At 66.2% G+C, this 26,893-nt stretch carries 23 protein-coding genes and 1 riboswitch; of the genes, 14 read left to right on the top strand and 9 right to left on the bottom strand.

The window, feature by feature from the left end; translation table 11 throughout:
- The first annotated feature begins 20 nt into the window (after positions 1–20).
- A riboswitch (TPP riboswitch) is annotated at positions 21–122 on the top strand.
- A gap of 93 nt (positions 123–215) precedes the next feature.
- From thiC to D0Y85_RS16805, 5 genes are all read left to right on the top strand, one after another.
- Entirely contained in the window at positions 216–2,060 is a 1,845-nt protein-coding gene (thiC, locus tag D0Y85_RS16825) for a phosphomethylpyrimidine synthase ThiC (protein ID WP_117311331.1), read from the top strand.
- A gap of 101 nt (positions 2,061–2,161) precedes the next feature.
- Positions 2,162–2,833 carry an ion channel gene (locus tag D0Y85_RS16820; RefSeq protein WP_032976761.1) on the top strand — a complete coding sequence of 224 codons (672 nt, stop codon included), beginning with the start codon at positions 2,162–2,164 and terminating at the stop codon, positions 2,831–2,833.
- Between the two features lie 259 nt (positions 2,834–3,092).
- Complete coding sequence (locus D0Y85_RS16815) at positions 3,093–5,417, top strand: winged helix-turn-helix domain-containing protein (protein ID WP_117311330.1); 2,325 nt, start codon at positions 3,093–3,095, stop codon at positions 5,415–5,417.
- A 115-nt stretch (positions 5,418–5,532) separates the two neighbouring features.
- Complete coding sequence (locus tag D0Y85_RS16810; RefSeq protein ID WP_025874158.1) at positions 5,533–6,432, top strand: helix-turn-helix transcriptional regulator; 900 nt, start codon at positions 5,533–5,535, stop codon at positions 6,430–6,432.
- Between the two features lie 49 nt (positions 6,433–6,481).
- Complete coding sequence (locus D0Y85_RS16805; protein ID WP_180165907.1) at positions 6,482–9,346, top strand: TonB-dependent receptor; 2,865 nt, start codon at positions 6,482–6,484, stop codon at positions 9,344–9,346.
- A gap of 260 nt (positions 9,347–9,606) precedes the next feature.
- On the opposite strand, the gene D0Y85_RS16800 is transcribed toward D0Y85_RS16805, so the two are convergent.
- The gene (locus D0Y85_RS16800) at positions 9,607–10,728 is read right to left on the bottom strand and encodes an HDOD domain-containing protein (RefSeq protein WP_117311328.1); all 1,122 of its coding nucleotides are present in this window, start codon (positions 10,726–10,728) and stop codon (positions 9,607–9,609) included.
- Positions 10,729–10,879: 151 nt separating this feature from the next.
- Entirely contained in the window at positions 10,880–11,416 is a 537-nt protein-coding gene (gene ppa / locus D0Y85_RS16795) for an inorganic diphosphatase (protein WP_005410935.1), read from the bottom strand.
- 182 nt (positions 11,417–11,598) lie between these two features.
- Between ppa and D0Y85_RS16790 the strand changes: the two genes are divergently transcribed.
- Positions 11,599–12,090 (top strand): hypothetical protein, encoded by a 492-nt coding sequence (locus D0Y85_RS16790; RefSeq protein ID WP_117311327.1) that lies wholly within the window; start codon positions 11,599–11,601, stop codon positions 12,088–12,090.
- On the top strand, positions 12,090–12,566 hold the full coding sequence (locus tag D0Y85_RS16785) for a hypothetical protein (RefSeq protein ID WP_117311326.1): 477 nt from the start codon (positions 12,090–12,092) through the stop codon (positions 12,564–12,566). Before D0Y85_RS16790 ends, D0Y85_RS16785 begins: the two co-directional genes overlap by 1 nt.
- 154 nt (positions 12,567–12,720) lie before the next feature.
- On the opposite strand, the gene D0Y85_RS16780 is transcribed toward D0Y85_RS16785, so the two are convergent.
- Positions 12,721–12,975, bottom strand: coding sequence for a DUF2789 domain-containing protein (locus tag D0Y85_RS16780; protein ID WP_117311325.1), 255 nt, complete (start codon positions 12,973–12,975; stop codon positions 12,721–12,723).
- Between the two features lie 187 nt (positions 12,976–13,162).
- Complete coding sequence (locus tag D0Y85_RS16775) at positions 13,163–15,190, bottom strand: sodium-translocating pyrophosphatase (protein WP_117311324.1); 2,028 nt, start codon at positions 15,188–15,190, stop codon at positions 13,163–13,165.
- A gap of 305 nt (positions 15,191–15,495) precedes the next feature.
- Between D0Y85_RS16775 and D0Y85_RS16770 the strand changes: the two genes are divergently transcribed.
- Positions 15,496–15,999: a hypothetical protein gene (locus tag D0Y85_RS16770; protein WP_117311323.1), complete on the top strand. Its 504-nt coding sequence runs from the start codon at positions 15,496–15,498 to the stop codon at positions 15,997–15,999.
- A gap of 93 nt (positions 16,000–16,092) precedes the next feature.
- Here D0Y85_RS16770 and D0Y85_RS16765 read toward each other — a convergent pair whose 3' ends face one another.
- The 3 genes from D0Y85_RS16765 to D0Y85_RS16755 form a co-directional block, all read right to left on the bottom strand.
- The gene (locus tag D0Y85_RS16765; RefSeq protein ID WP_117311970.1) at positions 16,093–16,482 is read right to left on the bottom strand and encodes a DUF488 family protein; all 390 of its coding nucleotides are present in this window, start codon (positions 16,480–16,482) and stop codon (positions 16,093–16,095) included.
- 121 nt (positions 16,483–16,603) lie between these two features.
- On the bottom strand, positions 16,604–17,398 hold the full coding sequence (locus D0Y85_RS16760; protein ID WP_117311322.1) for a hypothetical protein: 795 nt from the start codon (positions 17,396–17,398) through the stop codon (positions 16,604–16,606).
- A 165-nt stretch (positions 17,399–17,563) separates the two neighbouring features.
- On the bottom strand, positions 17,564–18,820 hold the full coding sequence (locus D0Y85_RS16755) for a 6-phosphofructokinase (RefSeq protein ID WP_117311321.1): 1,257 nt from the start codon (positions 18,818–18,820) through the stop codon (positions 17,564–17,566).
- Positions 18,821–18,956: 136 nt separating this feature from the next.
- On the opposite strand from D0Y85_RS16755, the gene D0Y85_RS16750 reads away from it, so the two are divergent.
- The 3 genes from D0Y85_RS16750 (at position 18,957) to D0Y85_RS16740 (ending at position 21,789) form a co-directional block, all read left to right on the top strand.
- Positions 18,957–19,520 carry an adenylate kinase gene (locus tag D0Y85_RS16750; protein WP_117311320.1) on the top strand — a complete coding sequence of 188 codons (564 nt, stop codon included), beginning with the start codon at positions 18,957–18,959 and terminating at the stop codon, positions 19,518–19,520.
- A 329-nt stretch (positions 19,521–19,849) separates the two neighbouring features.
- Positions 19,850–21,214 carry a UDP-N-acetylmuramate:L-alanyl-gamma-D-glutamyl-meso-diaminopimelate ligase gene (gene mpl / locus D0Y85_RS16745; RefSeq protein ID WP_117311319.1) on the top strand — a complete coding sequence of 455 codons (1,365 nt, stop codon included), beginning with the start codon at positions 19,850–19,852 and terminating at the stop codon, positions 21,212–21,214.
- A complete protein-coding gene (locus D0Y85_RS16740) occupies positions 21,211–21,789 on the top strand; it encodes an LON peptidase substrate-binding domain-containing protein (RefSeq protein WP_117311318.1) in 579 nt (192 codons plus the stop codon). The genes mpl and D0Y85_RS16740 overlap by 4 nt, the downstream gene beginning before the upstream one ends.
- A 144-nt stretch (positions 21,790–21,933) precedes the next feature.
- Here the strand turns inward: D0Y85_RS16740 and D0Y85_RS16735 are convergent, their stop codons facing one another.
- Complete coding sequence (locus D0Y85_RS16735; RefSeq protein ID WP_033831936.1) at positions 21,934–23,931, bottom strand: bifunctional DedA family/phosphatase PAP2 family protein; 1,998 nt, start codon at positions 23,929–23,931, stop codon at positions 21,934–21,936.
- A gap of 85 nt (positions 23,932–24,016) precedes the next feature.
- Here D0Y85_RS16735 and D0Y85_RS16730 point away from each other — a divergent pair, with 85 nt between their 5' ends.
- The gene (locus D0Y85_RS16730) at positions 24,017–24,679 is read left to right on the top strand and encodes a serine/threonine-protein kinase (protein WP_025874181.1); all 663 of its coding nucleotides are present in this window, start codon (positions 24,017–24,019) and stop codon (positions 24,677–24,679) included.
- Positions 24,676–25,167 (top strand): DUF2867 domain-containing protein, encoded by a 492-nt coding sequence (locus D0Y85_RS16725; protein ID WP_117311317.1) that lies wholly within the window; start codon positions 24,676–24,678, stop codon positions 25,165–25,167. Before D0Y85_RS16730 ends, D0Y85_RS16725 begins: the two co-directional genes overlap by 4 nt.
- Positions 25,168–25,214: 47 nt before the next feature.
- Here the strand turns inward: D0Y85_RS16725 and D0Y85_RS16720 are convergent, their stop codons facing one another.
- Complete coding sequence (locus D0Y85_RS16720; protein ID WP_117311316.1) at positions 25,215–25,898, bottom strand: hypothetical protein; 684 nt, start codon at positions 25,896–25,898, stop codon at positions 25,215–25,217.
- 107 nt (positions 25,899–26,005) lie between these two features.
- On the opposite strand from D0Y85_RS16720, the gene D0Y85_RS16715 reads away from it, so the two are divergent.
- Positions 26,006–26,824: an NAD(P)-dependent oxidoreductase gene (locus D0Y85_RS16715; RefSeq protein WP_117311315.1), complete on the top strand. Its 819-nt coding sequence runs from the start codon at positions 26,006–26,008 to the stop codon at positions 26,822–26,824.
- The last annotated feature ends 69 nt before the right edge of the window (positions 26,825–26,893 follow it).

The raw sequence follows: 26,893 nt of genomic DNA, 5'->3' as shown, positions 1-26,893 counted from the left end.
GTTTCTATGCTCTAATGCCCACCAAGAAGCGGGGGTACCGCGGCCTTGTGGCCACGGTTGAGATAGTCCCTTGGAACCTGATCCGGCTCATACCGGCGTAGGGAAGCTTTGCAATGCAGCCGTACCCGGAACCTGCCCAGGGAGCGCCTTGGTGCCGTCCGGGCGCGGGTGCAGTGCGCCGCCGCTTCGTCCCTGACCTTCCTGGACGATGCCCGATGAACGCACAGCTCTCCGCCCTGCAGCAACAGGCCCAGCAACTCTCCGAATCCGTGACCCGGCCCATTCCCGGCTCGCGCAAGATCCACGTGCCTGGCTCGCGCCCGGACCTGCAGGTGCCGATGCGCGAGATCGCGCTGACCCGCACGCCGACCGTGTTCGGCGGCGAAGAGAACGCACCGGTCACCGTCTACGACACCTCCGGCCCATACACCGATCCGGACGTGCGCATCGACCTGTCTGCGGGCCTGCCGGCACTGCGCCGTGGCTGGGTGGAGGAGCGCAACGACACCGAGCAGCTCGACGGCCTCAGCTCCTCGTTCGGCCGCGCGCGCGAACATGATCCGAAGCTGGACCCGGTGCGTTTTCCCGCGCGCAGCCTGCCACGTCGCGCGCGGGCCGGCGCCAACGTCACCCAGATGCACTATGCGCGCCGCGGCATCATCACCCCGGAAATGGAATTCGTGGCAATCCGCGAAAACCAGCGGCTGGAAGCGATCCGCGATGCCGCACTGCTGCAGCAGCATCCGGGCGAAGCATTCGGTGCGTCGATCCAGCAGATCATCACCCCGGAATTCGTGCGCGAGGAAATCGCCCGCGGCCGTGCGGTGCTGCCCAACAACATCAATCACCCGGAAAGCGAGCCGATGATCATCGGCCGCAACTTCCTGACCAAGATCAACGCCAACATCGGCAACAGCGCGGTGTCCTCGGGCATTGCCGAGGAAGTGGAAAAGCTGGTGTGGGCGATCCGCTGGGGCGGCGACACGGTGATGGACCTGTCCACCGGCAAGCACATCCATGAAACGCGCGAATGGATCATCCGCAATTCGCCGGTGGCGATCGGTACGGTGCCGATCTACCAGGCGCTGGAGAAGGTCGATGGCCGCGCCGAAGCGCTGACCTGGGAGATCTTCCGCGACACCCTGATCGAACAGGCAGAGCAGGGCGTGGACTACTTCACCATCCATGCCGGGGTACTGCTGCGCTATGTGCCACTCACCGCCAGGCGGGTTACCGGCATCGTCAGCCGCGGCGGTTCGATCATGGCCAAGTGGTGCCTGGCCCACCACAAGGAGAACTTCCTCTACACCCATTTCGAAGACATCTGCGAAATCATGAAGGCCTACGACGTGACCTTCTCGCTGGGTGATGGCCTGCGTCCTGGCTGCATCGCCGATGCCAACGATGCGGCGCAGTTCGGCGAGCTGGAGACGCTGGGCGAGTTGACGAAGATTGCGTGGAAGCACGACGTGCAGACCATGATCGAAGGCCCTGGCCATGTGCCGATGCAGCTGATCAAGGAAAACATGGACAAGCAGCTGCGCGAGTGCGGCGAGGCGCCGTTCTACACGCTCGGTCCGCTGACCACCGACATCGCGCCGGGCTATGACCACATCACCAGCGCGATCGGTGCGGCGATGATCGGCTGGTTCGGCACTGCCATGCTCTGCTACGTCACGCCGAAGGAGCATCTGGGCCTGCCCAACCGGCAGGATGTGCGCGACGGCATCATGGCCTATCGCATCGCCGCCCATGCTGCTGACCTGGCCAAGGGGCATCCGGGTGCGCAGGTGCGTGACAACGCGCTGAGCAAGGCGCGCTTCGAATTCCGCTGGGAAGACCAGTTCCACCTCGGCCTGGACCCGGAGAAGGCCAAGGAATTCCACGACGAGACCCTGCCCAGGGACGCGCACAAGCTGGCCCACTTCTGTTCGATGTGCGGCCCGCATTTCTGTTCGATGAAGATCACCCAGGACGTGCGCGAGTACGCCGAGAAGGGCATGCAGGAAAAGTCCGAGCAGTTCCGGGCGGCCGGCGCCGAGGTGTACCAGCAGGGCTGATCGCAGATGGGCGGTGCCGGGTCATGCCCGGCACCGCCCAGTCACCCAACTCACCGACATGCCGCTATCCTCGCCCCATCGTTCCCCGGGGACACGGAACCATGCCCATTGCCGTCACCACCCGCTGGCTGGCCATCGCCCGCCGTCATCCCTCTGCCTGGCTGCTCGGCGCACAGCTGCTGTCGGTACTGCTGTACCCGGCGTTGGACGAAACCGCTGCCGGGCGCGCGGCAGTAGGCGTATTCGGCATGGCCGTGCTCGGCCTGGCACTGTGGGTGGTGCAGCGCAGCCCGCTGGGGACATGGCTGGCGTTGGTGCTGGCCATCCCGGCGGTGGTGTTTTCCCTTTCGGCGGCCCTGCTCGACCGGCCTGCACTGGGCATCACTGCGCAGCTGCTGGAAAGCCTGCTGTATTTCTACACCGCCGGTGCGCTGATCGCTTACATGCTGCAGGACCACAAGGTGACGCGCGACGAGCTGTTCGCCGCCGGTGCCACGTTCACTCTGCTGGCATGGGCATTCGCTTTTACCTTCGCCGTATGTCAGCAGTGGTATCCGGGCAGTTTCCAGGGCGCCAGTGGCGGCGCGCAGCGCACATGGATGGAGCTGCTTTATCTGAGCTTCAGCTTATTGTCAGGGGTAGGTCTCAGCGACGTCGTGCCACTGCATCCGCAGGCCCGCGCGCTGGTAATGCTGGAGCAGTTTTCCGGCGTCATGTACGTAGCGCTGGTGGTTTCGCGGCTGGTTGGCCTGACCATGCTGAAACGCTTCTGAAAATGAACGCCAGATAAAAATATCGCGCCCAAAAGGGCGCGAATGATGATGCGTATTATGTGAATGCGTCGGCGAGAGAGAGCCTGATGTCGACCACGCGATAGGCGAGGTAACTCGCATAGGCTAATATCCGGAGGCTTCGTTTTTTTTGCGGTATGCGCCGATGCTTTGTGCGGAATCTGGCTTCTTGCTGTGCCAAGGATGGGAAGGGATCGATGGTGAACAGTGTTTGCGGCCTGTTTCAGCCCCATAGCAACGAATGATCAACAGCGAAATCCAGTCGCCTGAATCCGACCGCGTCCGCGTCGGTGAGTGCATCGTTACTTTGTCCTCGCGTGAGGTCGAAGTCGCCGGTGCCCGCCGTACACGCCGTTTGACGCCCAAGTCGCTGGGCGTGCTGCGCGTGTTGATGCGGCAGCCGGGGCGCGTGGTGACCCGTGACGAGCTGTTCGCCGAAGTGTGGCCGGACACGCTGCCGACCAACGATGTGCTGACCCAGGCCGTGACCCAGCTGCGCAAGGCCTTCAGCGTCGACGACGACAACGGCCAGGCGTACATCGAAACCATCGCCAAGACCGGCTACCGCCTGCTTGTGCCGGTGCAGCCGCTGGCGGACCACGAGACCGATGCGATCGCCGTTGCAGAGGACTCGACCGCATCACAGCCGCCTGCGCCGGATGCCGTAGCTCCCGCCGGCGTGCCGGTGGTTGAACGCGGAAGCCGCCGCTGGCGCCGTCTGCGACGTCGCCTGCTGCTGGCACTGGGCGTGGTGATGCTGCTTGCGCTGGTGGTGTTGAGCGTACTGCTGCTGCGCCGCCCGGCGCCGGTGAATTCTCCGGTGGATGCGGCAGTGGAGAACGGCACGCGGGTGATCGGAAGCCCTGAGCGGCCGTATCGATTGATTACCGCAACGGCCGGTTTTGAGACCTATCCCACACTTTCTCCTGATGGATCGCAGGTCGCCTACGAAGGCGCCAACGACGATGGCACCGGCGGCAACGCCATCAAGGTGCAGACCTCCGGCAATGCCCCCGCGCGCCAGCTGCTATCGCCACCGGCAGGTGCCAGCGACCGCTTTCCGAACTGGTCGCCCGATGGCCGCGAAATCGCCTTCGCCCGCTTTGGTGCCGATGCCAGCTGCCAGGTGCTGATCGCCAGCGCCACCGGCGGCGCCGTGCGCCAGGCCACGCGCTGCGACGGTACCGAGCTGCTCAGTTTCGACTGGACGCCCGATGGTCGTGGCCTGGTCTTCGGCAGCATGGTTGGTCGCTATGCCCATCGCGGCATCCGCGTGCTCGATCTGGCCACCGGCCAATGGCGTGCGCTGGAGTACGCTGTCGACGAGGATGATTTCGACTACGCCCCGCGCTATTCCCCGGATGGCCGATGGCTGGTGTTTGTCCGCAACCCTCAGCTGGGCGACCTGTGGCGGATGCCTGCCAGCGGCGGCACGCCCGAGCAGTTGACCACCGAATCGGCCGAGCTGCGTGGTTGGGCATGGCTGGGCGACGGTCGGCATATCGTGTTCGGTCGCCGCGTGGACAGCGAAGCACGCCTGTACTACCTCGACGTCGAGCGCCGCACGCTGCGCGACGCCGGGCTCGACGATGCGCAGTGGCCGGCAGTGTCCCGCCGCGGCGACATGCTGGCGTTCGTGCATCGGCGCGCGCAGTTCGGGGTGTTCAGGATGCCCGCGCAGGGCGGTGCCGGTGAGCGCCTGTTCGCCTCCAGTGGCCGCGACGGGCAACCGATGGTGGCACCGGATGGGCGGCAACTGGTGTTCAGTTCCGATCGTTCCGGCAGCTTCGCCCTGTGGTGGGCCGACATGCAGCGGCCGGAATCGCTGCGGCCGATCGAGGGGCTGAAGCCCGAGGCACGGCAGGCGCCCGACTGGTCGGCCGACAGCCGGCATCTGCTGGTGGTGGGCCGCGATGAGCATGGCGAAGCGGTTGTCTACGAGATCGCACCGCGCGATGAACAACTGCATCGCCTTCCGGTTCCCGCCGAGCAGCCATTGCAGGCGTTGTACGGCGTAGACGCAGAGCAGCTGCTGGTGGTCGAACGTGATGCCGACCAGCACACCCGCTTGAGCCTGTTCGACCGCAGCGCGCAGCCATGGCGGCGGTTGGCCAGCCTGGAGGGTGTGTCGCAGGCGCGTTTCGACCGCAGTACCGGGCGGGTGCTGTTCACCCGGCTGGCAGCCGGTGGGCTGTGGTCGGTGGACGCGGCGTTGACCCCTGCCAGCGTGCAGCAGGTCAGTGAGGACCGGCCCAGCCGTTGGCGCTACCGGACCTGGACGGTGGCCGGCAACGGCAGCATCGACTACCTCGGCAGCAGTGCCAGCTGTGGCACGACCCTGGTCCGTATCCAGTCCGGACGCGAAGAAGCCGAGCGCTGCCTGGACGCCCAGCGGCTGAGCGCGGGCAATGGACTGAGCGCCAGTGCCGACGGAAACAGCCTGTACCTGGCCCTGGCCATCAGCGATGGTGCCGACATCGGGGTGATGAGGCTGCCCGAGCAACCGCCCGCGCTCTTCCCGGCATTCTCCAAATTATTGATCTTGAACGAGAAAGGGCCTTCGTAATTTCTTCGTGACGATCTCGCCGCGAATTCGTGGCGATCTCGGCAGTCTTTCCTGACGTGCTGCCACCTCATTTGGCAAAACGGAGGCCTGTACTTGGCAAATCCGTGGTGCCCCTATGCGTCAACTCTCGCTGGCTGATCGTGGCCAAACCGTATCCCTGGACAAGGCGATCGATGATGTCGCGCCGACCTGCATGGGGGTTGCCCGCCTCGGCAGCCTGCAGACCGCCGGCACCAGCTTCAGCGTCTGGATGCAGGTGCGCGGCACCTCATGGGTGGAAGCCAAGGAAGGGCGGTTCCGGCTTCGCCAGGGCGAGTGGATCGCGTTCGAGAAGGAGTCCAGGCCGCTGGTCCAGGCCGGACGCAACGGCTTGTGTGTGGGCATGAACCTGAACGTGGAAGCGCTGCGCGTGCTGACCGAAATGGCCGACTGCGGCCTGTACGCCGGTCGTGGCCAGATGAACCGCGCTGATGCGCGGGTGGCGCTGCGCCTGTGGCGTGACGCCCTCGCCAGCGGGCAGCCGGCGCAGGCACTGCGTCCGTTGCTGCTGCATCTGGCCGGTCTGCAGCGCAGCCTGGCCGACAACGTACAGCGTTGCCCCGGCCGCTCGCGCAGCCGCAAGCGCCAGGTGTTTGGTCGCATGCAGCGCGCGCGCCTGTATCTGGAAGGCAACAGCCACCGTGTGGTGCGCATCGGCGAACTGGCCGAGCTGACCAACTTCTCCAGCTGGTATCTCTCCAAGACGTTCCAGAGCCTGTACGAGGAAAGCCCGCAGTCGCTTTCGGCACGGTTGCGCCTCGAGCGCGCGGCCGATCTGCTGCGCGATACCGACATGATGGTCGGCGAAGTCGCTGCCGCCAGCGGTTTCGACAACTGCTGCAGCTTCGCGCGTGCCTTCCGCGCCCGCTACGGCCAGTCCGCCTCGCGCTTCCGCGAGAATGACGGACAGCTTCCGCCACACTCCGCAAAGTCTCCGGTTGTGTCGCGCAAATACAGCGCTGCAACGCAATCGTAACGTGCTACGGCGTTTTAACACGCTACTAACACGTACCTTGGAGAGATTGATGAACGTTCGTATTCCTGCAGTGCGGCTCGGCTTGTTGCCGGCCGGCATTGCGCTTGCCTTGGCACCGTCCTTCGCTTCGGCGCAGGACGCAGCTGCCGGCGGCACGACCGACCTGGACCGCATTTCGGTCACCGGTTCGCGCATCCGCCAGGCGAGCATGGAAACCGCGCAGCCGGTGATCGCGCTGCAGCGCGCCGACATTGAAAAGCAGGGCTTCACCAGCGTTGCCGACATCGTGCAGAACCTGTCGGCGACCGGTTCGCCGGCGATCAGCCGCGCCGATGCCCTGTCCTCGGGCGAAGAAGTCGGCGGCCAGTACGTCGACCTGCGCAACCTCGGCCCGCAGCGCACCCTGGTGCTGCTGGACGGCAAGCGCATGGGCGTCAGCTCCGGTGGCTACACCGATCTGGCCTCGATCCCGACCTCGATCGTCGAGCGCGTGGAAGTGCTGACCGACGGCGCATCGGCCATCTACGGCTCCGATGCCATTGCCGGCGTGGTCAACATCATCACCCGCAAGAACTTCGATGGCCTGGAAGCCAGCGTCTACCGCGGCCAGTACGGCCAGGGCGACGGCGACAAGGAGACCTACAACTTCGTCTACGGCATGACCAATGACCGTGGCTCGTTGACCCTGGGTGCAGAGTACAGCGACGAGAAGCCGGTGCTGGCCAAGGACCGCAGCTTCAGCGCCTACGCCAACGGCCCGCGTCATGCGTTCCCGACCGAAGACGATGCCAATGGCTGGTCGGCGATCACCGAGAAGGGCGTGCTGGTCACCGGCGGCAACAACTACGTCGTGAACCCGGGTGCCGATCCGACCGATTTCGCCAACTACCACGAGCTGACCAACGCCGACCTGTCCAACCCGTCGCAGCAGATGTATCTGTCGACCGGGATCAAGCGTCGCTCGGTGTTCGCCAACGGCCAGTACGATTTCACCGACAACATCCGCGGTACCGCCAACGTTCTGTACACCGAACGCGAGGCGCTGCAGCAGATTGCCGGTTACCCGTACCGTTCCAGCGCCTACGGCACCAAGCTGTCCAAGGACAGTGCGTTCAACCCGCTGGACCAGGATGTCGACTTCATGCGTCGCACCTGGGAAATGCCGCGCCAGACCAAGTCCGAGCTGAACACCTTCCGCTTCTCGGCAGGCCTGGAAGGCTCGTTCGAGTTCGGCGACAAGTACTTCGACTGGGATGTCGGTTACGTCTACAACCGTAACAAGGGCACCAAGACCGGCACCGGCAACCTGTTCATCCCGAACGTGAAGAATGCCGTCGGCCCGTCGTTCGTCGAGAACGGTGTTGCCTACTGTGGTGCCCAGGGCGCGGTCATCGCCGGTTGCACCCCGTGGAACCCGCTGCTGGGCTATGGCGTCGAAGGCGCTGGCTCGCTGTCCAACCCGGATCTGCAGAAGTACCTCTTCCTGCCGACCCACGACACCTCGCTGACCACCTCCAAGGTCTACAGCGCCAACCTGTCCGGCGCGCTGTTCACCCTGCCGGCGGGTGACCTGTCGTTCGCCGCTGGCTATGAGCACCGCGAAGAGGAAGCCGAGTACAACCCGGATGCCCTGCTGCAGTCGGGCCTGAGCACCGACCTGGCCGGTGCCTCCACCGCGGGTGGCTACAAGCTCAACGAGTTCTTCCTCGAGCTGAACGTGCCGATCCTGGCCGACCTGCCGTTCGCCAAGGAACTGTCGGTCGACATGGCTGGCCGTTACTCGGACTACAACACCTTCGGCAACACCTTCAACAGCAAGTTCGGCCTGAAGTGGAAGCCGATCGACGACCTGCTGGTGCGCGGTACCTACGCCACGGGCTTCCGTGCGCCGACGGTGGCCGATCTGTACGGCGGCACCTCGCAGACCTTCGACAAGTACACCGATCCGTGTGACACCCTGTTCGGTGCTGCGGTACGCAACCCGCAGGTTGCCGCGCGCTGCGCCGGCGCCGTCCCGGCCAACTTCCGCCAGGAAGCATCGGGCGGCATCGATGCCACCGGTCCGGGGTCGCAGTCCAACTACGCCTACCTGTCGGGTTCCAACGCCGAGCTGCTGCCGGAAACCTCCAAGACCTGGACGGTCGGCCTGGTCTACAGCCCGAACTTCGTCCAGGGCCTGGACATCAGCCTGGACTGGTGGAAGATCCGCATCGACAACGTGATCGCGGCCGAATCGGTGACCTCCATCCTCAACCAGTGCTACATCCTGGGCAACGCCAATGCGTGTGACCGTGTCACCCGCGATCCGGAGAATGGCTCGCAGGTGACCGACGTCACCCGCACGCTGATCAACGGCGGCTACCAGGAAACCGCCGGTTACGACCTGGGCATCAAGTACCGCCTGCCGGAGTTCTCCTTCGGCAACATCGTCATCGACTGGAAGACCACCTACGTCGATTACCTCGAGTACAAGCGTGACAACGAAGAGCAGACTGCCGTCGAGCAGCACACCGGCTGGGGCACTGGCGACTGGGGTGGCAACTTCCGCGTGCGCTCGAACCTGAACATCGATTGGAGCCTGGGCAACTTCGGTGTCAACTGGGGCATGCGTTACTACTCGGGCCTGAAGGAAGAGTGCTCCTACGACCGCACCGGCGGCGCCGAGTGCAACAACCCGGACTTCTCCTCGGCCTACACCCTGGCCATTCCGGTCCGCAACACCGGTTCGAACACCTTCCACGACCTGCAGGTGCGTTACAACACGCCGTGGAACGCCACCATCTCGGCGGGCGCCAACAACGTGTTCAACCACCAGGGGCCGATCATGTACAGCCAGCCGAACTCGAGCTTCTCGTACTACGGTGGCTTCGACATCGGTCGCTTCTACTACATGAAGTACACCCAGCGCTTCTGATCCATCGAAGCGTGACAGCAGAAAGAGGAGGGCGGGCCGCAAGGTCCGCCCTTCTTGTTTGTGCGGTCGGCCAACGCCGACATCCACGCCGCGCAGTGGTGCACATCCGATCACAATCGATTGCTCCACACCCGCGCCAACGCGCCTCTGGTCACCTCCAGTAGATCCACGCCATGCGTGGATGAATGCTCCGCACAACGAAAAAAGGCAGGCCACCTGGCCTGCCTTTCGTCCCATTCGTACCCGCCTGCCGCTGTGCCTCAGGCCTCGCTCGGCACCAGCCCCATCAGGCTGTTGGCGTGCTCGCGCCACTGCGGCAGCTTGTTCAGCACACCGGCGCGCTGCAGATACTCTTCATCCACCGGGTCACCGTTGACCAGCGCCAGTGCCACGTGCACTGCACCGGTCACCCAGAAGCTGCGTGTATTGGCGCGCTGCGGCTGCAGATGGAACGCCACCGCCTCGATGATCGGCATCGGCAGGCCCCACAGGCCCAGCAGATAGGCGCCGGCTTCGGCATGCCCGGGGCGATCATCATCGGCCGGCTCCGGCTCGCTGCGCTCGTTGCGTACGCCCGGCAGCAGCAGGCCGATGTCGGCCAGCAGGGCGGCGGTGGCACCGAGTTCGGCGCTGGAGTCGGGCAGCAGGCGTGCGGCCAATCGCGAGGCCATCAAGGCACGCTGCTGCAGCGAGTTGCGTTCGGCCCCGGACAAGGTAGGCGCGGAGAACACCTCACTGGCCAGCACCAGGTCACGCAGCGTGGCCAGGCCCAGCCGGGTCACGGCGGTGCGCAGGTCGGCAATGGTGCGGCCCTGGCTGAAGAACGCCGAATTGGAAAGCTGCAGCACCTTGGCCGCGATCGCCGGGTCGGCGGCGACCAGCTTGGCGACATCGGCGCTGTCGGCGTCGTCGTCATGTTCCAGTGCCTGGGTCAGGCTCAGGTACAGGTGCGGCGGCGAAGGCAGCTTCTCGATGCGGCCGATGGCATCGCGCAGGCGCGGGCTGTCCAGCACTTCGCGCAGCTCTTCCAGGCTGGTCAGCGCTTCCAGCAGTACTTCCGGTGCCAGCGGCAAGGGCAGGAAGCGATGGGCGACACCGATCAGGCGCGCCGGCGGCGGCCGGTTGCCATGCTGTGCATCGACCAGTGCGATGCGGATGGTCTCCGGGCGCAAGGTGCGGATCTGTCCCAGCAACGTGGTCGCGTTGAGATCAGGCAACTGCGGGCAGACGATCACCGCGTCCACGCCCTGGCTGGCAACCGCGGTCATCGCGGCATGGCCATCGGTGGCGGTCAACGGCTGCCAGTCTTCCCCAAGATCGGCAATGAATTCGGTCAGCTCAGCCGGCAGGCTGGCTGTATCCCCAACAAGCAGAATACGCACGACACATTCCCCTGGCTGTCTCGACGGTCGATGTCGATGACGTGTGAAGTGACGCAATTTACCTAATACGGCGGCAAAGGTGATGTGCCGCCGTCATGAAACGTGACCCGCATCGCTCCGACGCCGTGCGCCGGAGCAATGCTGTTCAGTCTCAGGCCTTGCTGTCGAGGTGGCGCTGGTGCGCCTCGATCAGGATCTGCTTGGCCTCGGCCGCGCCGCCCCAACCGTCCAGCTTGACCCACTTGCCCTTCTCCAGGTCCTTGTAGTGCTCGAAGAAGTGGCCGATGCGCTCCAGCCAGTGGCTGGACACCTGGGCGATGTCCTCGACGTGGGCATAGCCGCTGAAGATCTTCGACACCGGCACGGCCAGGATCTTCTCGTCGCTGCCTGCCTCATCGCTCATCTTCAGCACGCCGACCGGACGGCAGCGCACCACCGAACCCGGGACCAGCGGCAGCGGCAGCACCACCAGCACGTCGGCCGGATCGCCGTCGCCGCACAGGGTGCTCGGCACGTAGCCGTAGTTGCAGGGGTAGCGCATCGGGGTGGAAAGGATGCGGTCGACGAAGATCGCGCCGGTTTCCTTGTCCACTTCGTACTTCACCGGCTCGGAATCCTTCGGGATCTCGATGATGACGTTGATTTCTTCCGGCGGGTTCTTGCCGGGCGAGACGAGTTCCAGACCCATGGTGTGCTCCAGGTGGGGGATGTAGACGGATAGCTCTCCATTTTATGCCTTTGCCGGTCGCTGTGCAGGGTGGGGCGCCGACGGGCCGTCGCGGTAGCCGACGACCGGCCAGGACGGGGTTCCCCGATGGGGCCGGCCGGGCGACCGGGGCAGGCTGGAACCCTGAACCGAGGAGTCCTGCCATGAACTGGAACCGTTGGCACTGCGGAGTCCTGCTGTTGCTTGCCCCGCTGGCCGCGCTCGCGCGCGGGACGCATGTCGACCTGATCCACTACCCGACCCGGGAGGCCGGGTGGGACAGGGCCTACGCGCTTGAGGGAGCGCTTGCACAGGCATTCGACCGCGTGTGCGCCGATACCTTCTGCGAAGGCGATTACAGCAACTACCGGGTGATGGAGTTCCGCTGTGCAGTGCTGGCCCACCGGGGCACGGTGCAGCGGTGTGTCTGGGTGCTGGCGGCCAGCGAACTGGTGGTGCAGGGTGACACCGGCCAGGTGCAGGTCGACAACGGTCGCTGGACCTGCCCGGTGGAGATGCGGCCCGGGGTGCCGGTTGAAGCCTTCTTTGCCGCGCTGGAGGCGCCGGATGGGCTGATGGCACCGCTGCCCGGGCTCGATCATGGTCTGTTCGACGGGCTCGCCGATTGCCTGCGGGCGCAGGGGAGGGGCGCCTGATGCGCACGTTCCCGGGACGATGGCTGCTCTGCGGCCTGATGGTGGCTGGCGCTGCGCAGGCCGCGCCGACGTTCGTGGACGCCCGTGACCATCCCGATCCAGCGACTGGCCGGGAGCGGTTCCTGGCCGCCGAACGGATGCTGGTGCGCGGGTTCGATGATGTCTGTGGCGACACGTTCTGCGAGGGGCAGTACTACAACCTGTGGGCCATGCGCCTGCGCTGTTCGGTGGAGCGAGCGACAGGTGTGGTCGGCAGCTGCATCTGGACCTTCGCCGGCAGCGATACCTGGGTGCAGAAGGACGGCCGGATCGACGTCGACCATGGCAGCTATGCATGTGTGCTGCCGCTGGCATCTGGAACCCCATTGGAGCAGCTCCTGCAGGTCTGGCAGGCGGGTTCCGGGCATGAGGCGATCCACGCGCCGTTGCCTGGTACGACCACGAGCGTCTATGACGGGCTGACAGACTGTCTTTGAAAGCTGGATCGGCGGGTGCCGGGCGTGATGCCGGCACTGCGCCGCGCCGCGCGTCTGGCCTCTCCCTGGCGGTAGCGAGTGACCCTATTCGAAAGCGGGTGCAGGCCGGGTGGGTGCGGACGCCGGGCCCGCACCGATGCCTGCGACCGGGTGCTTAGTGTCCCGCGTCCTTCACCGACGCTTCGTGCAGCGCTTCGTTCAGTTCGTCGACCACGGTGGTCCAAGCCGCGTCAGCCTGCAGCGACTCGGCCAGGAACTGGCGCTGGGCGTTGTTCCAGTACGGCGCATCGGCCACTTCCACTCCGGCCGCGAGCTGGTGGCCGGCGATGAACCGGGCAATGCCTTCGGCACTGGCATCCAGGCCCAGCTGCAGAAAAAGGTTGGTCATGCGCGGTTCGGTGGTGATCATCGGTGCGGGCTGGTGATGGAAAGGAACCGTATTATCAACGCAAGCACGGGCGGGGGAACTCCCGCATGATTCGTCTGGGCAGTGCCTGCCCTGGCACGGCCTGCGTCGGTCGATGCGCGCAGGCATCGACCGACGTGAGGAAAGGTGCGGCCGACGACCATCATGATGGCCATCAGCCGCACACCTGCTAAAGCAACGGCACCAGCAGCAGCGCCACGATGTTGATGATCTTGATCAGCGGGTTTATCGCCGGGCCGGCGGTGTCCTTGTACGGGTCACCCACGGTGTCGCCGGTCACCGCTGCCTTGTGCGCCTCGCTGCCCTTGCCGCCGAAGTGGCCATCCTCGATGTACTTCTTGGCGTTGTCCCAGGCACCGCCGCCGGTGGTCATCGAAATGGCCACGAACAGCCCGGTGACGATCGTGCCGATCAGCAGCCCGCCCAGCGCGCGTGGCCCCAGCAGCAGGCCGACCACCACCGGCACGGCCACCGGCAGCAGCGACGGCACGATCATTTCGCGGATCGCCGAGCGGGTCAGCATGTCCACCGCCTTGTCGTACTGCGGCTTGGCCGTGCCCTGCATGATGCCGGGGATCTCGCGGAACTGCCGCCGCACTTCCTCCACGACCGCGCCGGCCGCGCGACCGACGGCTTCCATTGCCATCGCGCCGAACAGGTAGGGAATCAGGCCGCCGATCAGCAGGCCGATGATCACGGTGTGGTCGCTGAGGTCGAAGCGGAACTCCTGGCCGGGATTGGCCGCCTGCAGGTTGTGCGTGTAGTCGGCGAACAACACCAGTGCGGCCAGTGCTGCCGAACCGATGGCATAGCCCTTGGTGACCGCCTTGGTGGTGTTGCCCACCGCATCGAGCGGATCGGTGATGTCGCGGATGTCCGAAGGCAGCTCGGCCATCTCGGCGATGCCACCGGCGTTGTCGGTGATCGGCCCGTAGGCATCGAGTGCGACAATCATGCCCGCCATTGACAGCATTGCAGTGGCGGCGATGGCGATGCCGTACAACCCGGCCAGTGCGTGCGCGCCCCAGATCGCCGCGCAGACGGCGATCACAGGTAGCGCGGTGGACTTCATCGAGATGCCGAGGCCGGCAATGATGTTGGTGCCGTGCCCGGTGGTCGAGGCCTGCGCCACATGCTGCACCGGCTTGTACTGGGTACCGGTGTAGTACTCGGTGATCCACACGATCAGGCCGGTCAATACCAAGCCGATCAGCGCACAGCCATACAGCGCCATCGGCCCGTGCACGTTGTCCGCCATCAGCCCCGTGGTGATCGGATAGAACGCGATCGCTGCCAGCACACCGGAGACGATCACGCCCTTGTACAGCGCGCCCATGATCGAGCCACCGGGCTTCACCTTCACAAACAGCGCGCCGATGATCGACGCGATGATCGAAACACCGCCCAGCACCAGCGGATACAGCACCGCATTGGCGCCGGCCTCGGCCAGCATCAGGCTGCCCAGCAGCATGGTGGCGATCACGGTGACCGCATAGGTTTCAAACAGGTCGGCGGCCATGCCGGCGCAGTCGCCCACGTTGTCGCCGACGTTGTCGGCGATCACCGCCGGGTTGCGCGGGTCGTCCTCGGGAATGCCTGCTTCGACTTTGCCGACAAGATCGGCGCCGACATCGGCACCCTTGGTGAAGATGCCGCCGCCCAGGCGCGCGAAGATCGAGATCAGCGATGAACCAAAGGCCAGGCCCACCAGCGCATGCAGTGCCTGTTCCATCGGCAGGCCCAGGCGCAGCAGCAGCGCGTAGTAGCCGGCCACGCCGAGCAGGCCCAGGCCGACCACCAGCATGCCGGTGATCGCACCGCCGCGGAAGGCCACGTCCATGGCCGCGCTGATGCCGTGGCGCGCTGCCTCCGCGGTGCGCACGTTGGCGCGTACCGACACGTTCATGCCGATGTAGCCCGCGGCACCGGACAGCACCGCACCGACCGCGAAGCCGATCGCGGTGTACCAGCTCAGGAAGACGCCGACCAGCACGAACAGCGCCACGCCGGCGATGCCGATGGTCAGGTACTGGCGGTTGAGGTAGGCACGCGCACCTTCCTGGATGGCCATGGCGATGGCGACCATGCGCTCATTGCCGGTGGGTTGGCGCAGGATCCAGCGCGCCGAGACGATTCCGTACAGGATCGCGAGAATGGCGCAGCCCAGCGCCAATGACAGCCCGTGACGTTCCAGCATTAGACCCCTCCGCAGAATGGATGGACAAGCATCCAGTGGCGATGAACGCACCACGAGGGGGACGACGGGCTGCAGCCTGGAACCAACCCGTACCGACCTTGGCGGTCGTCCGACGTATGGCGGTGTTCAGCATTCCCTGGTGCCAGCAGTATGCGTGCACCCGCGCCCGGATGGTAGCGCCAGGCCGCGCCCGGCGAGCGCAGCGGTTGCTGCACCGACGCGATATCCGTCGTTCCCATCGCCACCTTTGCACCCCGTTAAGCCAACCTCTGCAAGCCTGCGCGCAGTCCCGTCGGAGAATCCCCATGCGCCTGTCCCTGTTGATGCTTGCCGTTCTGGCCCCGGCCCTGCCTGCCTTCGCGGCGGAAGCACCGGAACTGCAGCGAGCGGTAGGTGCACCACAAGCAGTCGGCGCGGTGCACACGCTGCGGCAGATTCCCGAAGCCTGTGCCCGCCTGGAGGGCGCGTTCACCGGCCAGGCCGCAGAGCCCTATCGTTTCTCGGCGGTGCGCACCAGCGAGCAGTGCCAGCCGCGTGCCCGCTTTGTCGACTACGGCAAGGCGCAACCGAGCGCGGACAAGGGCTGGAAACTCAATGATGTGATCCGTGTTCCGAATGCCGCCTGCCCGGCGCAGCAGGCGGTGGTGCGTGTGTGGCGCCTGCCGGTGAACAACGCCCAGGCGCTGGATGGGCAGGGACAGTCGCGCATCTATCTGGAAGAAGCCAGGAAGCAGGCCGCCGCAGGCAAGATCCCGCAGGTGACGATGTTCGCCGCGCAGCTGCAGATGGAAGGCAAGGCGTGCAATTGAGGCCGAGCATCTGAGGCCGAGCATCCACGCATGGCGTGGATCTCCTGGATGGGAGACCTGGGTAGTGCCGGCCGCTGGCCGGCAACCGATGGATTACTCCGCCAGTTTCGCCCCACGCGCCACCAGCAGCTCGCGCAGCGCCGATCGATGGCAATGCGCCTCGTCCTCGCAATAGCAGCCCACCGCGATATCGCTGTGCTGCGACAGCGCTGCGAGCAGATCCAGCGCATGCGCCGCATCAGGGGCCTTCATCTCGGCCCTGTAGTGGCGGAAGAACGCATTCCAGTCGGCGGCGGTCTTTGCCTCGTGCGCCTGTTTCACCAGCGCGGCGCTGGGTGACAGTGCCGGGAACCACACGTCATACCAGTCCTGCCGGGCGAACTCGCTGCGCGGCACGCCGCGCGGCGGCCGCCGTACGGTGCCGATGCGCAGTCCCTCGCCGGGCAGGCGCGCACTGCCGAGACGAACCACATGCAGGGCCATGATGATCTCCAGGCGGGGCAATCCATCTTCCTGCGATGCACGTGCGACAGACGTGAACCGTGTGGGAAATGAAAAGGCCCGGATGCTTGCGCACCCGGGCCTTCGCCCATGCCGGCAGCGGTCAGTTGCCGCGGCAGTCCTTCAGCCACAACACACGGCCGATCTGGTCATAGCTGTCGACCACGCCGGTCAAGGTCACCTTTTCGCGCGGGCGCAGGGCCAGCGCATACGCGGCCTGGTTGGCGGCGAACGAACAGGAAATAGCCACTCGCTCATAGTCGATGCTGCCATCGCTGGGCAGGTCGAAGCTGGTGTTGTAGGTGCCGCCGCTGCGCAGCACCGTGGTGATGCGGCCGGTGATGGCGTAGGTCTTGCCCTTGTAGCGCGGCTCGACCGCAGCCGGATTGTCCTTGTTCTGGTTGCGCAGCTGGAAGCCGAAGCGATCAGCAGCGATGGTCACCACCGAAGCCTGCGGGGCGGTCCTGGCCGCCTGTTCGCCGGCCTTGCCCGGCTTGACCTGGTTGAGCAGCTTGCACATTTCATCGCGCACGCCGTCTGCCGAAGCAATGGCACCTTTGTTGACCTTCACCACCATGCCGACGGTGCCCTGGCCGCCTTCGGAGGTGGCGCTGATGATGATCGGAATCGGCTTGTGGGCCATGGTTTCCGGCTCTTCGATCAGCATGGAGCCGCCTTCCGCATCCTCGCTGAGAACATCCATGTTGGCGTTCTTGGCGATCACCCGCATCTGGCCGATGGCGCTGGCCACGGTGAGGTCAGGGTGGGTGACCGATGAGGTGAAGGTGGTGCCGACGAAGGGATTGCCCTTCTTCTGGAAGTTGCTTTCGCACGTCGCAGCGAAGGCCGGCGCAGCAGCGCCGCACAGCAGTGCAGTGATCAGGATCGGGTGCTTCATGGTTACAGTCCTTGTGAAATGGCAGCACGGGCCCGTGCCGTGCGGCCGGGCAGCGTCGAATCTGGCTTGCGGCGACCCCTTGTGCCCCGGGCCGGAGCCCGATTGTGGAGCGCTTCGGCTGCCGCCGCAATGCGCCCTGCGCTCCGCGCAGGGCGCAGGCGGGCTTCAGCCTTCGAACGCCGGCAGCTTCTGCTTCACCGCCACGTTCTTCAGCGTCACGTACTTCGGCAGGCCATCGGTGCCATACGGCAGCGGGGCTTCGCCCTTGATCAGCGGTGACAGGTAGGCGCGTGCCTTGGCGGTGATGCCGAATCCATCGCGACGGATGAAGCCGGCCGGCATCTTCTTCTCGTGGTTGGCGATCTTCGACAGCGGTGCCGCTTCGATCTTCCAGCGATACGGCGCATCGCTGCTGCGCACGATCACCGGCATCACCCCGTTCTGGCCCTTCAGCGCCAGCTGCACCGCGGCCTTGCCCACCGCCTGGGCCTGTTCCCAGTCGGTCTTGCTGGCCAGGTGGCGGGCCGATCGCTGCAGGTAGTCGGGCAGGGCCCAGTGCACCTTCAGCCCCAGCTGGTCCTTGACCCGCCCGGCCAGATGCGCGGCCACGCCGCCCAGCTGCGAATGGCCGAAGGAGTCCTTGCCGCCGCCGGCGTCGGCGACGAAGCGGCCATCGGCGGTGGCGATGCCTTCCGACGCCACCACCACGCAGTAGCCCACGCGCGCGACCACCGCCTTGACCTTGGCCAGGAACGCGGCCTCGTCATAGGCACGCTCGGGCAGCAGGATGATGTGCGGGGCGTCGTCCTCGCCGGTGCCGGCCAGGCCGGCGGCCGCGGCCAGCCAGCCGGCGTGGCGGCCCATCGCCTCGTAGATGAAGACGCGGGTGGAGGTCTCGGCCATCGCCGCCACATCCAACGCCGCTTCGCGCACGGACACGGCCGTGTACTTGGCCGCCGAGCCGAAGCCGGGACAGGTGTCGGTCACCGCCAGGTCGTTGTCGATGGTCTTGGGCACGCCGATGCAGGTCAGGTCGTAGCCGGAGCTTTTTGCCAGCTGCGACACCTTCAGCGCGGTATCGGCCGAGTCGTTGCCGCCGTTGTAGAGGAACCAGCGCACGTCATGGGCGCGCAGGACCTCCAGCAGGCGGTCGTAACGGGCACGGTCGGCCTCCAGCGATTTCAGCTTGACCCGGCACGAGCCGAACGCGCCGCCGGGGGTGTGGGCCAGGGCGCGGATGGCCGCAGCACTCTCCTTGCTGGTGTCGATCAGCTCCTCGCGCAGGGCGCCGAGGATGCCGTTGCGCGCAGCCAGGACCTTGATTCCCTTGGCGCGGGCCTGTTCGATCACCGCCGCGGCCGTGGCGTTGATGACGGCGGTGACGCCGCCGGACTGGGCGTAAAGGAGGGTGCCATTGCGCATGCTTCTACCTGTTCGGGGGAGGGGACATTGCAGGGACATTACCCGGATGCGCTAAAGTGGCGCTATTGCGGTGCAGCGATACCGGACCGTCCGGGGCGCGAACCTTCTTTATTTTCAACACGTTGGAGTCAGGTCAATGCGATTGGTTCTGTTGGGACCGCCCGGTTCGGGCAAGGGGACACAGGCGACGCGCCTGAAGGAAAAGCTCGAGATCGCCCACATTTCCACCGGCGACATGCTGCGCGCGGAAATCGCCGCCGGCTCGGAGCTGGGCAAGCAGGCCAGGTCGGTGATGGACGCCGGCAACCTGGTGTCCGATGAGATCCTGCTGGGCATGCTGAAGTCGCGCCTGGCCCAGGCCGATGTCGCCAAGGGCTTCATCCTTGACGGCTATCCGCGCAATGTGGCCCAGGCCAACGCGCTGGACGGCATGCTGGCCGAGATCGGCCAGCCGCTGGATGCGGTCGTGCAGCTGGACGTGGCCACCGAGCTGCTGGTCGAGCGCATCGCCGGTCGTGCGCAGGAGCAGGGCCGCGCCGACGACAATCCGGAATCGGTGCGCAAGCGCCTGCAGGTCTACACCGAGCAGACCGCTCCGGTGGTCGACTTCTACGCCGGCCGGGGCACCCTGGCCCGCGTCGATGGTGTTGGCGAACTGGACGAGATCGAAGCCCGCATCCTGGCGGCGATCAAGCGCTGACCCGCTTGGCCGGTCGATGCCGGCCACCGCAGGCACAAAAAAAAACAGGCCTGATCCGCGAGGATCAGGCCTGTTTCGTTTCATAGGTGCCAGCAAAGGGCTTGCTCAGGGCCCCCACAGCATGAGCTCCCTTGGGGATGGCCTCTTGGGGAGTAGGACCGGTTCGGGTACTGCGGCTGGCAGCCTGAATTGTGTCCGGGTTCACAGAACATCGCTATCAGGAATTCCCTGACATGCCGTTGGAGTTTTCTCACAGCAGCTGTAGGGGTTCTCTTACCCCTGTGCTGACAATGGCCCTATACGGCCGTGATCGGTCACAATCCCCGGTCATGAGCAGCGTACATATCCTTGCAATCGCCGGCACCTTCATGGGTGGCGTGGCCGCCCTGGCGCGGGAACTGGGCCATACGGTCAGTGGCAGCGACCAGGCCATCTATCCGCCGATGTCGACCCAGCTCGAGCAGCTGGGCATCACTCTGGACCAGGGCTACCGCGCCGACAGCGTGCCGAAGGGCACCGGGCAGGTGGTGATCGGCAACGCGCTGTCGCGCGGCAATCCTGCCGTCGAAGCGGTCCTGGATGCCGGCCAGCGCTACATTTCCGGCGCCCAGTGGCTGTCCGAGCAGGTGCTGCCGGGCCGGGACACCCTGGCCGTGGCCGGTACCCACGGCAAGACCACCACCACCACCATCCTGACCTGGCTGCTGGAGAATGCCGGTCGCTCCCCCGGTTTCCTGATCGGTGGCGTCGCCGAGGATTTCGGCGTGTCCGCCCGCTTGGGCCAGGGCCGCGAGTTCGTTGTCGAAGCCGACGAGTACGACACCGCGTTCTTCGACAAGCGCAGCAAGTTCGTGCACTACCGGCCGCTGGTGGCGATCCTCAACAACCTCGAATACGACCACGCCGACATTTTCCCCGATGTGGCGGCGATCCAGCGCCAGTTCCACCACCTGGTACGTACCGTGCCGGCGCGTGGCCGCCTGATCGTCAACGGCGAAGACGCGCACCTGGCCGAAGTGCTGGCGATGGGCTGCTGGACCCCGGTCGAACGCTTCGGCTTCGACCCTGCGCTGGAATGGCATGCCGAGCTGCTGGCTGCCGATGGCAGCGCGTTCCGCGTCCATCATCGTGGGCAGGCGCTGGGTGATGTGCAGTGGTCGCTGCTGGGCCGGCACAATGTGCTCAATGGCCTGGCTGCACTGGCCGCTGCGCACGCAGTGGGTGTTGCGCCGGCCGAGGTGATCCCGGCGCTGGCGCGCTTCCGCAGCGTCAAGCGCCGCATGGAAGTGATCGGCAACCACGATGGCATCACCGTCTACGACGACTTCGCCCATCACCCGACCGCGATTGCGACCACCCTCGAAGGCCTGCGTGCCAGGGTCGGTGATGCCCGCATCGTGGTGGCGATGGAGCCGCGCAGCAATTCGATGCGGTTGGGCGCTCACGCACAAGCACTGGCACCGTCCTTGGCACTCGCCGATGAGGTGGTGTTCCTGCACCGCCCGGAGCTGGCCTGGGATGCGGCAGCGGTGATCGCGGCGGTGCGCGGACAGGCGCATGCCGTGGCCGACACCGATGCGCTGTTGGCGCAGCTGCAGGCCGACGTGCGCAGCGGCGACCATGTGGTGTTCATGTCCAACGGCGGCTTCGACGGCGCGCCGCGCCGCTTCCTTGCAGGGCTGCAGGCACGATGAGCAGTGAGGGTTCGCTGCCGCTGTTCCCGCTGCATACGACGCTGCTGCCGGGCGCAGCCATCGGCCTGCGTGTCTTCGAGCCACGCTACCTGGATCTGGTGCGCGAAACCGGCCGCAGCGGTGAAGGTTTCGGTGTCTGCCTGATCCTGGAAGGAAACGAAGTGGGAGCGCCGGCAACGCCGGCCGCCTTCGGCGTGCAGGTGAGGATCGAGGATTTCGATGTCGGCGCCGATGGCGTGCTGCAGCTGCGATTGCGCGGCACCCGTCGTTTCCACGTCGAGCGCACGCGCGTGCGCGACAACGGGCTGGTGGTTGCCGATGTGCGCTGGTGCGATGAGGATCCCGATGACGAACTGCGTCCGCAGCATGCGCTGCTGGCGACGGTACTGGACCACATCATCGAGCAGGCGGGCACGGCGTTCGCACCGGCCTCGCCGGCCTTGATGGACCAGGCCAGCTGGGTCAGCTGGCGATTGGCCGAGCTTCTGCCGCTGAGCGAACAGCAGCGCCTGCAACTGCTGCAGCTGGACGACCCGCACCAGCGCCTGCAGCAGCTGCTGGGCTGGATGCCGTAAAAGCCAGGCCGCGGTGCTCGCCGGGCATGGCCCGGCATCGTCGGTAGATGCCAACCTTGGTTGGCAGCCTTTCCCGAAAGCGCCAACCAAGGTTGGCAACTACCAGAGCGGGACGGTAGCGCCGGGCCATGCCCGGCGGCTTCGTTACGGCGTGGCGGTCTTCAACCTCAGTACCGGCAGCCCGGTCTCCGGCTGCACATCCTCACGCTGCGGCAACGACTGCACCGCTTCCTTGACCGCATTCAACGCCGGGTCGATGCCACGCACCGGGTGCCACATGCCGATCCACTGGAAGTGGCGCTCGTAGCGCAGGGTCTGTGCGCTGCCCAGCCACAACGGGGTGTCGCCCGGCTGCAGCTGGGCTGGTGCCTGCCACAAGCGCAGCACGTAGCGCTCGTCGGCCTGCGCGCCCTGGCGCACCATCAGCAGCGCTTCAACGCGCGTATCCAGCGTCGCCGGCAGTACCGGCAGTTCATTGGCGCCGGTGTTCTTGTCCAGCATCAGCAGCGCTTCCTGCCAGCCGGCCTGGGCCTGCACCTGCCAGCCGCGCGCTTCCAGCTGCGCCTGCAACGGCGCCAACGGACCGGCCACCTGCACGTCCAGTGGCCAGCGCTGGTCATCGTCGAATTCGTTGCGACGCGCCGGCAGCTTCGCCCAGTCGTGCTGCCACCAGGCCTGCGCGTCCATCGCCAGCGGCGCCGGCAGGGTCGGCTCGAAGCGTTCCAGCTTGATGGCGATGTTGCGCGGCGCGTACCACATCGCCGCCACCACGAAGACGCCGTAGAACAGCCATGCCACCGGCTTTACCCAGAACGAGCGGTTGAAGCGGCGGCGGTAGGCGATGCCCAGCACCAGCAGCCAGAAGGTGCCGAACAACATGCCGCCGATGACATCGCTCAGCCAGTGCGCACCCAGGTACAGGCGCGCAAAGCCGATCAGGCTGACCACGATGCCCGACACCAGGTAGGGCCAGACGCGGGTGCGGCCGGGCATTTCGCGGGCGATCAGCACCGCGAAGAAGCCGAAGGTGATGGTGGCCATGGTCACCGACACCGACGGGAAGCCGAAGCCGCTGCTGGCATCGATCGGGCGCACCACATCGACGGTGGCGCCGAGCAGTTTGGTCAGGGCCAGGCCGAAGGCCAATGCGGCCAGCCAATGGGCGGCCGCCATCCAGCGACGGCGCCAGACCAGATAGCCCATCGCGGCAGCGGTTGCCGGCAGCAGCACCTGCCATGCGCCAAGCGAGGCCAATGCGGCCATCGGGTAGTCGGCCAGCGGATTGCGCAGGGCCAGCATCGCCTGGTGCACCAGCAGGTCCACCGCCAACGGCTCGCCATGGGCGACCACCACCGTCAGCAGCGCGAACCAGCCCCAGCCCAGCAACAGCAGCATCAGCGCCAGCATCGCCAGCGGCACCGATTCGCGGCGCTTCGGGTCGAGCACGCCCACCGTGTAGCGGCCCAGCGTCGGGTGCCGGTTGGACCAGTCGAGCAGCCGCGCCAGCCAGCTGTCCATGCGCGCGGCCGACCAGCGATAGCCGTACAGCACGATGGCCCAGACCAGGCTGAGGATCACGGCCAGCAAGCCCACCACCACCACCAGCCGGCCGGCAACGGCAGCGACGGCATCATAGGCTTCGCCAAGAATCCAGCCCGGTGCCAGGAACAGCACGGCCCAGGAAATACTGGCGATGCCACTGGCCTGCACGTAACGGCTGGCGGGCATTTTCATCATGCCGGCGATGGCGGGCACGAATGGCCGGATGGCACCGACATAGCGGGCGATCAGGATGCTCTTGAATGCATTGCGGCGGAACAGGTTCTCGCCCCGGTCAAGCAGCTGCGGGTAGCGGCTGAACGGCCAGACGCCACGCAGGCGGTCGCCCCAGCGCCGGCCTATCCAGTAGCTGATGCCATCACCGGCGAACGCACCCAGTGCCGCAGCGGCAACCGCATACGGCCCGGAGATCTGGCCCAGGCCGATGAACACGCCAACGGCGAACAGCAACGGCAGCGCCGGCACGATGGCGCCAAGAATGATGACCGCATCGCAGAAGGCGATCAGAAAGATGACCGCACCCGCCAACACGGGATGAGCGGCAATCCACGCGAGGGTGGCGTCGATCCATGAAGAGTCCATTGCCCGATTATAGGGGCGTGAAGGTGACTGGTTCCCAGCCGCTTGGTGACCGTTTGCAACCGGCGGCATCGCCTAGAATGTCGCCATGCCTGTATCCAATGACGCGCCAACGCATGCACTGAAGGCCGACAGTTTCGGCCGGATCCTCCTCGTGCAGGGGCCTGAAGGCCCCTTCGTGCGCCGCGATCTGGGGGCCACGCCGCTGTGGCTGCGGTTGCCTGCGTGGTGGTTGGCGCGACGCGAAGCGCGCGCATTGCGCCATATCCATGGCATGGCCGACGTGCCGCAACTGCTGGACTGGGATGGCCGCCACCTCGACCGCAGCTTCATGGCCGGCGATGCGATGTACCAGCGCCCGCCGCGCGGTGACGTGGCCTGGTTCCGCGCCGCACGCCGCCTGCTGCAGCAGCTGCATCGGCGCGGTGTGGCCCACAACGACCTGGCCAAGGAAGCCAACTGGCTGGTGACCGAGGACGGTCGACCGGCCCTGATCGACTTCCAGCTGGCAGTGATCGGCGACCCGCGCTCGCGCTGGATGCGCCTGTTGGCACGCGAGGACCTGCGCCACCTGCTCAAGCACAAGCGCATGTACTGCCGGGAGTCGCTGACGCCGGTGGAGAAGCGCGTGCTCAAGCGCACCTCGTGGGTACGCGATCTCTGGTTCGCCACCGGCAAGCCGGTCTACCGCTTCGTCACCCGCCGCATCCTGCATTGGGAAGACAACGAAGGGCAGGGCCCCAAGCCGTGAGCGCGCAGCTGAGCGAAGGCAGCGTGCTGCGTTCGCAACTGCCGGGTGCCGATTTCGTCCATGCCTGCCAAGAGGCGGCGCCGCGCAACGGCCGTTCGGCGCTGCAGGCCTACCGCGATATGGCCGCGACGGTGCCCGGCTGGTTCGATGGACTGATGGCGCTGCGCAACAGGGGCATGCGGCTGCTGGGCATGAAGGATCTCGGCTCGCTGCGCGCGGTGCAGCAGACCGCCGATCCGCAGCCCGGGCAACGCCTCGGCATCTTCACCCTGCAGGCGCTGGACGAGGATGCCATCGTGCTGGAAGACAACGACCGCCATCTGCGCGTGCAGCTGGCGCTGCAATGGCACGGCGATATGTTGGAAGTGGCGACGGTGGTGCACACCCACAACGCGTTCGGCCGCCTGTACATGCTGCCGGTGGCCCCGGTGCATCGATGGACCGCGCCGCACCTGCTGAGCAGGCAGGTGCGCGCGTATCATCATTAGATCCACGCCATGCGTGGATGCGCGTTGCCGCATGGCGCGGCAAACCCCTACGGCATCACCGGCACCACCTGCTGGCCGATGAAGTTGCGCTTGCCATCGAAGTCGTAGCCGATCTGCAACTGGCCCACATCCGGGCACGCGTGGCAGTCACGCAGCGGCGTGCGGTACAGCAGGCGGATGCCACCCCCGTCCAGCGCTGCGGTACCCGCGGCCTGCGCCGGTGCGAACGGCGTGGCCTGCGGATGCGCCTTGAGCACCTCCTGCACGCCGGGATCGGCGCGCAGCGTGTCGTCCAGCTGCACCGCATCCACGTCGATACGCTTGCCCGCGGCATCGACCAGGCGCGTGCCTTCGTTGGTGTTGGCGCGGAACGGATATTCGACGGTGGCCACGCCCAGGCCGTCGTGTTCATGCCAGGCGGTCACGTAGGCCAGTTCGCCACCGGTGGACAACTGCTCGGCTGCAGTGACCGCATCAGCACTGGCCCCACCGGCACGCATCGCATCGCGCAGGCAATCGCGGGTGGCCGCGCTGTCGCCCTGGCGGCAGGCGTTGAGGTCACCATCCCAGACAACGGCCTCGCTCCAGCGCAGCTTGCCATCACCGGTGGCCTTGTCGACGCTGGCGGCGTCATCCTTGGCCGGCGCGCTGCCGGGTTCAGGCGAGCGGCCCTGGCAGGCGGTGAGCAGGGCCAGGCCCAGGGCAGGCAACAACAGGCGGGAACAGCGCATGGCATGGACCTCGTGCAGTGACCGGAGCGCCAGTATCGTCAACGTGCGGTGAACTCCGCGTCGGCGCGGCATACTAGCGGCTCATTGCATACGCTGGAGTGTGGAACGTGGGCAGTCTGCAGGGAAAAACCCTTTTCATCACCGGTGCCTCGCGCGGCATCGGCCTGGCGATCGCGTTGCGCGCCGCGCGCGACGGTGCCAACGTTGCCATTGCCGCCAAGTCGTCGGTGCCCAATCCGAAGCTGCCGGGTACCATCCACAGTGCCGCCGAGGCCGTCACTGCAGCCGGTGGCCAGGGCCTTGCGCTGAAGTGCGACATCCGCGAAGAAGACCAGGTGCAGGCGGCCGTTGCTGCCGCCGTGGACACGTTCGGTGGCATCGACATCCTGGTCAACAACGCCAGCGCCATCTGGTTGCGCGGCACCCTGGATACGCCGATGAAGCGCTTCGACCTGATGCAGCAGGTCAATTCGCGCGGCAGCTTCCTGTGCGCGCAGGCCTGCCTGCCGTACCTGCTGCAGGCGCCGAACCCGCATATCCTGACCCTCGCGCCGCCGCCAAGCCTCGAGCCCAAGTGGTGGGGCGCGCATACCGGCTACACACTGGCGAAGATGGGCATGAGTTTTGTCACCCTCGGCCTGGCCGCCGAGTTCGGCCCGCAGGGCGTGGCGGTCAATGCGCTGTGGCCGCGCACGGTCATTGCGACCGATGCGATCAACATGATTCCCGGCGTGGACGTCGGTGGCTGCCGCACGCCGCAGATCATGGCCGACGCTGCATACGCGGTGCTGGTGCGCGAGGCGGCCGGTTTCCACGGCCGTTTCCTGATCGATGACGAGGTGCTGGCCGAAGCCGGCGTGACCGATCTTTCCGGGTATGCGGTGGATGCGTCGCGTCCGTTGCTGCCGGATCTGTTCCTGGATTGATCCTGCCGTTGGGAAAAGGCCGATGGCTGCCGCCTTCGGCCCGCTGCGCTAGAATGCGCGGCTGCAATC

The organism is Stenotrophomonas sp. G4, from assembly GCF_003428825.1.
Lineage (GTDB): Bacteria > Pseudomonadota > Gammaproteobacteria > Xanthomonadales > Xanthomonadaceae > Stenotrophomonas > Stenotrophomonas indicatrix.
This window is presented reverse-complemented; position numbering and strand designations above follow the sequence as displayed.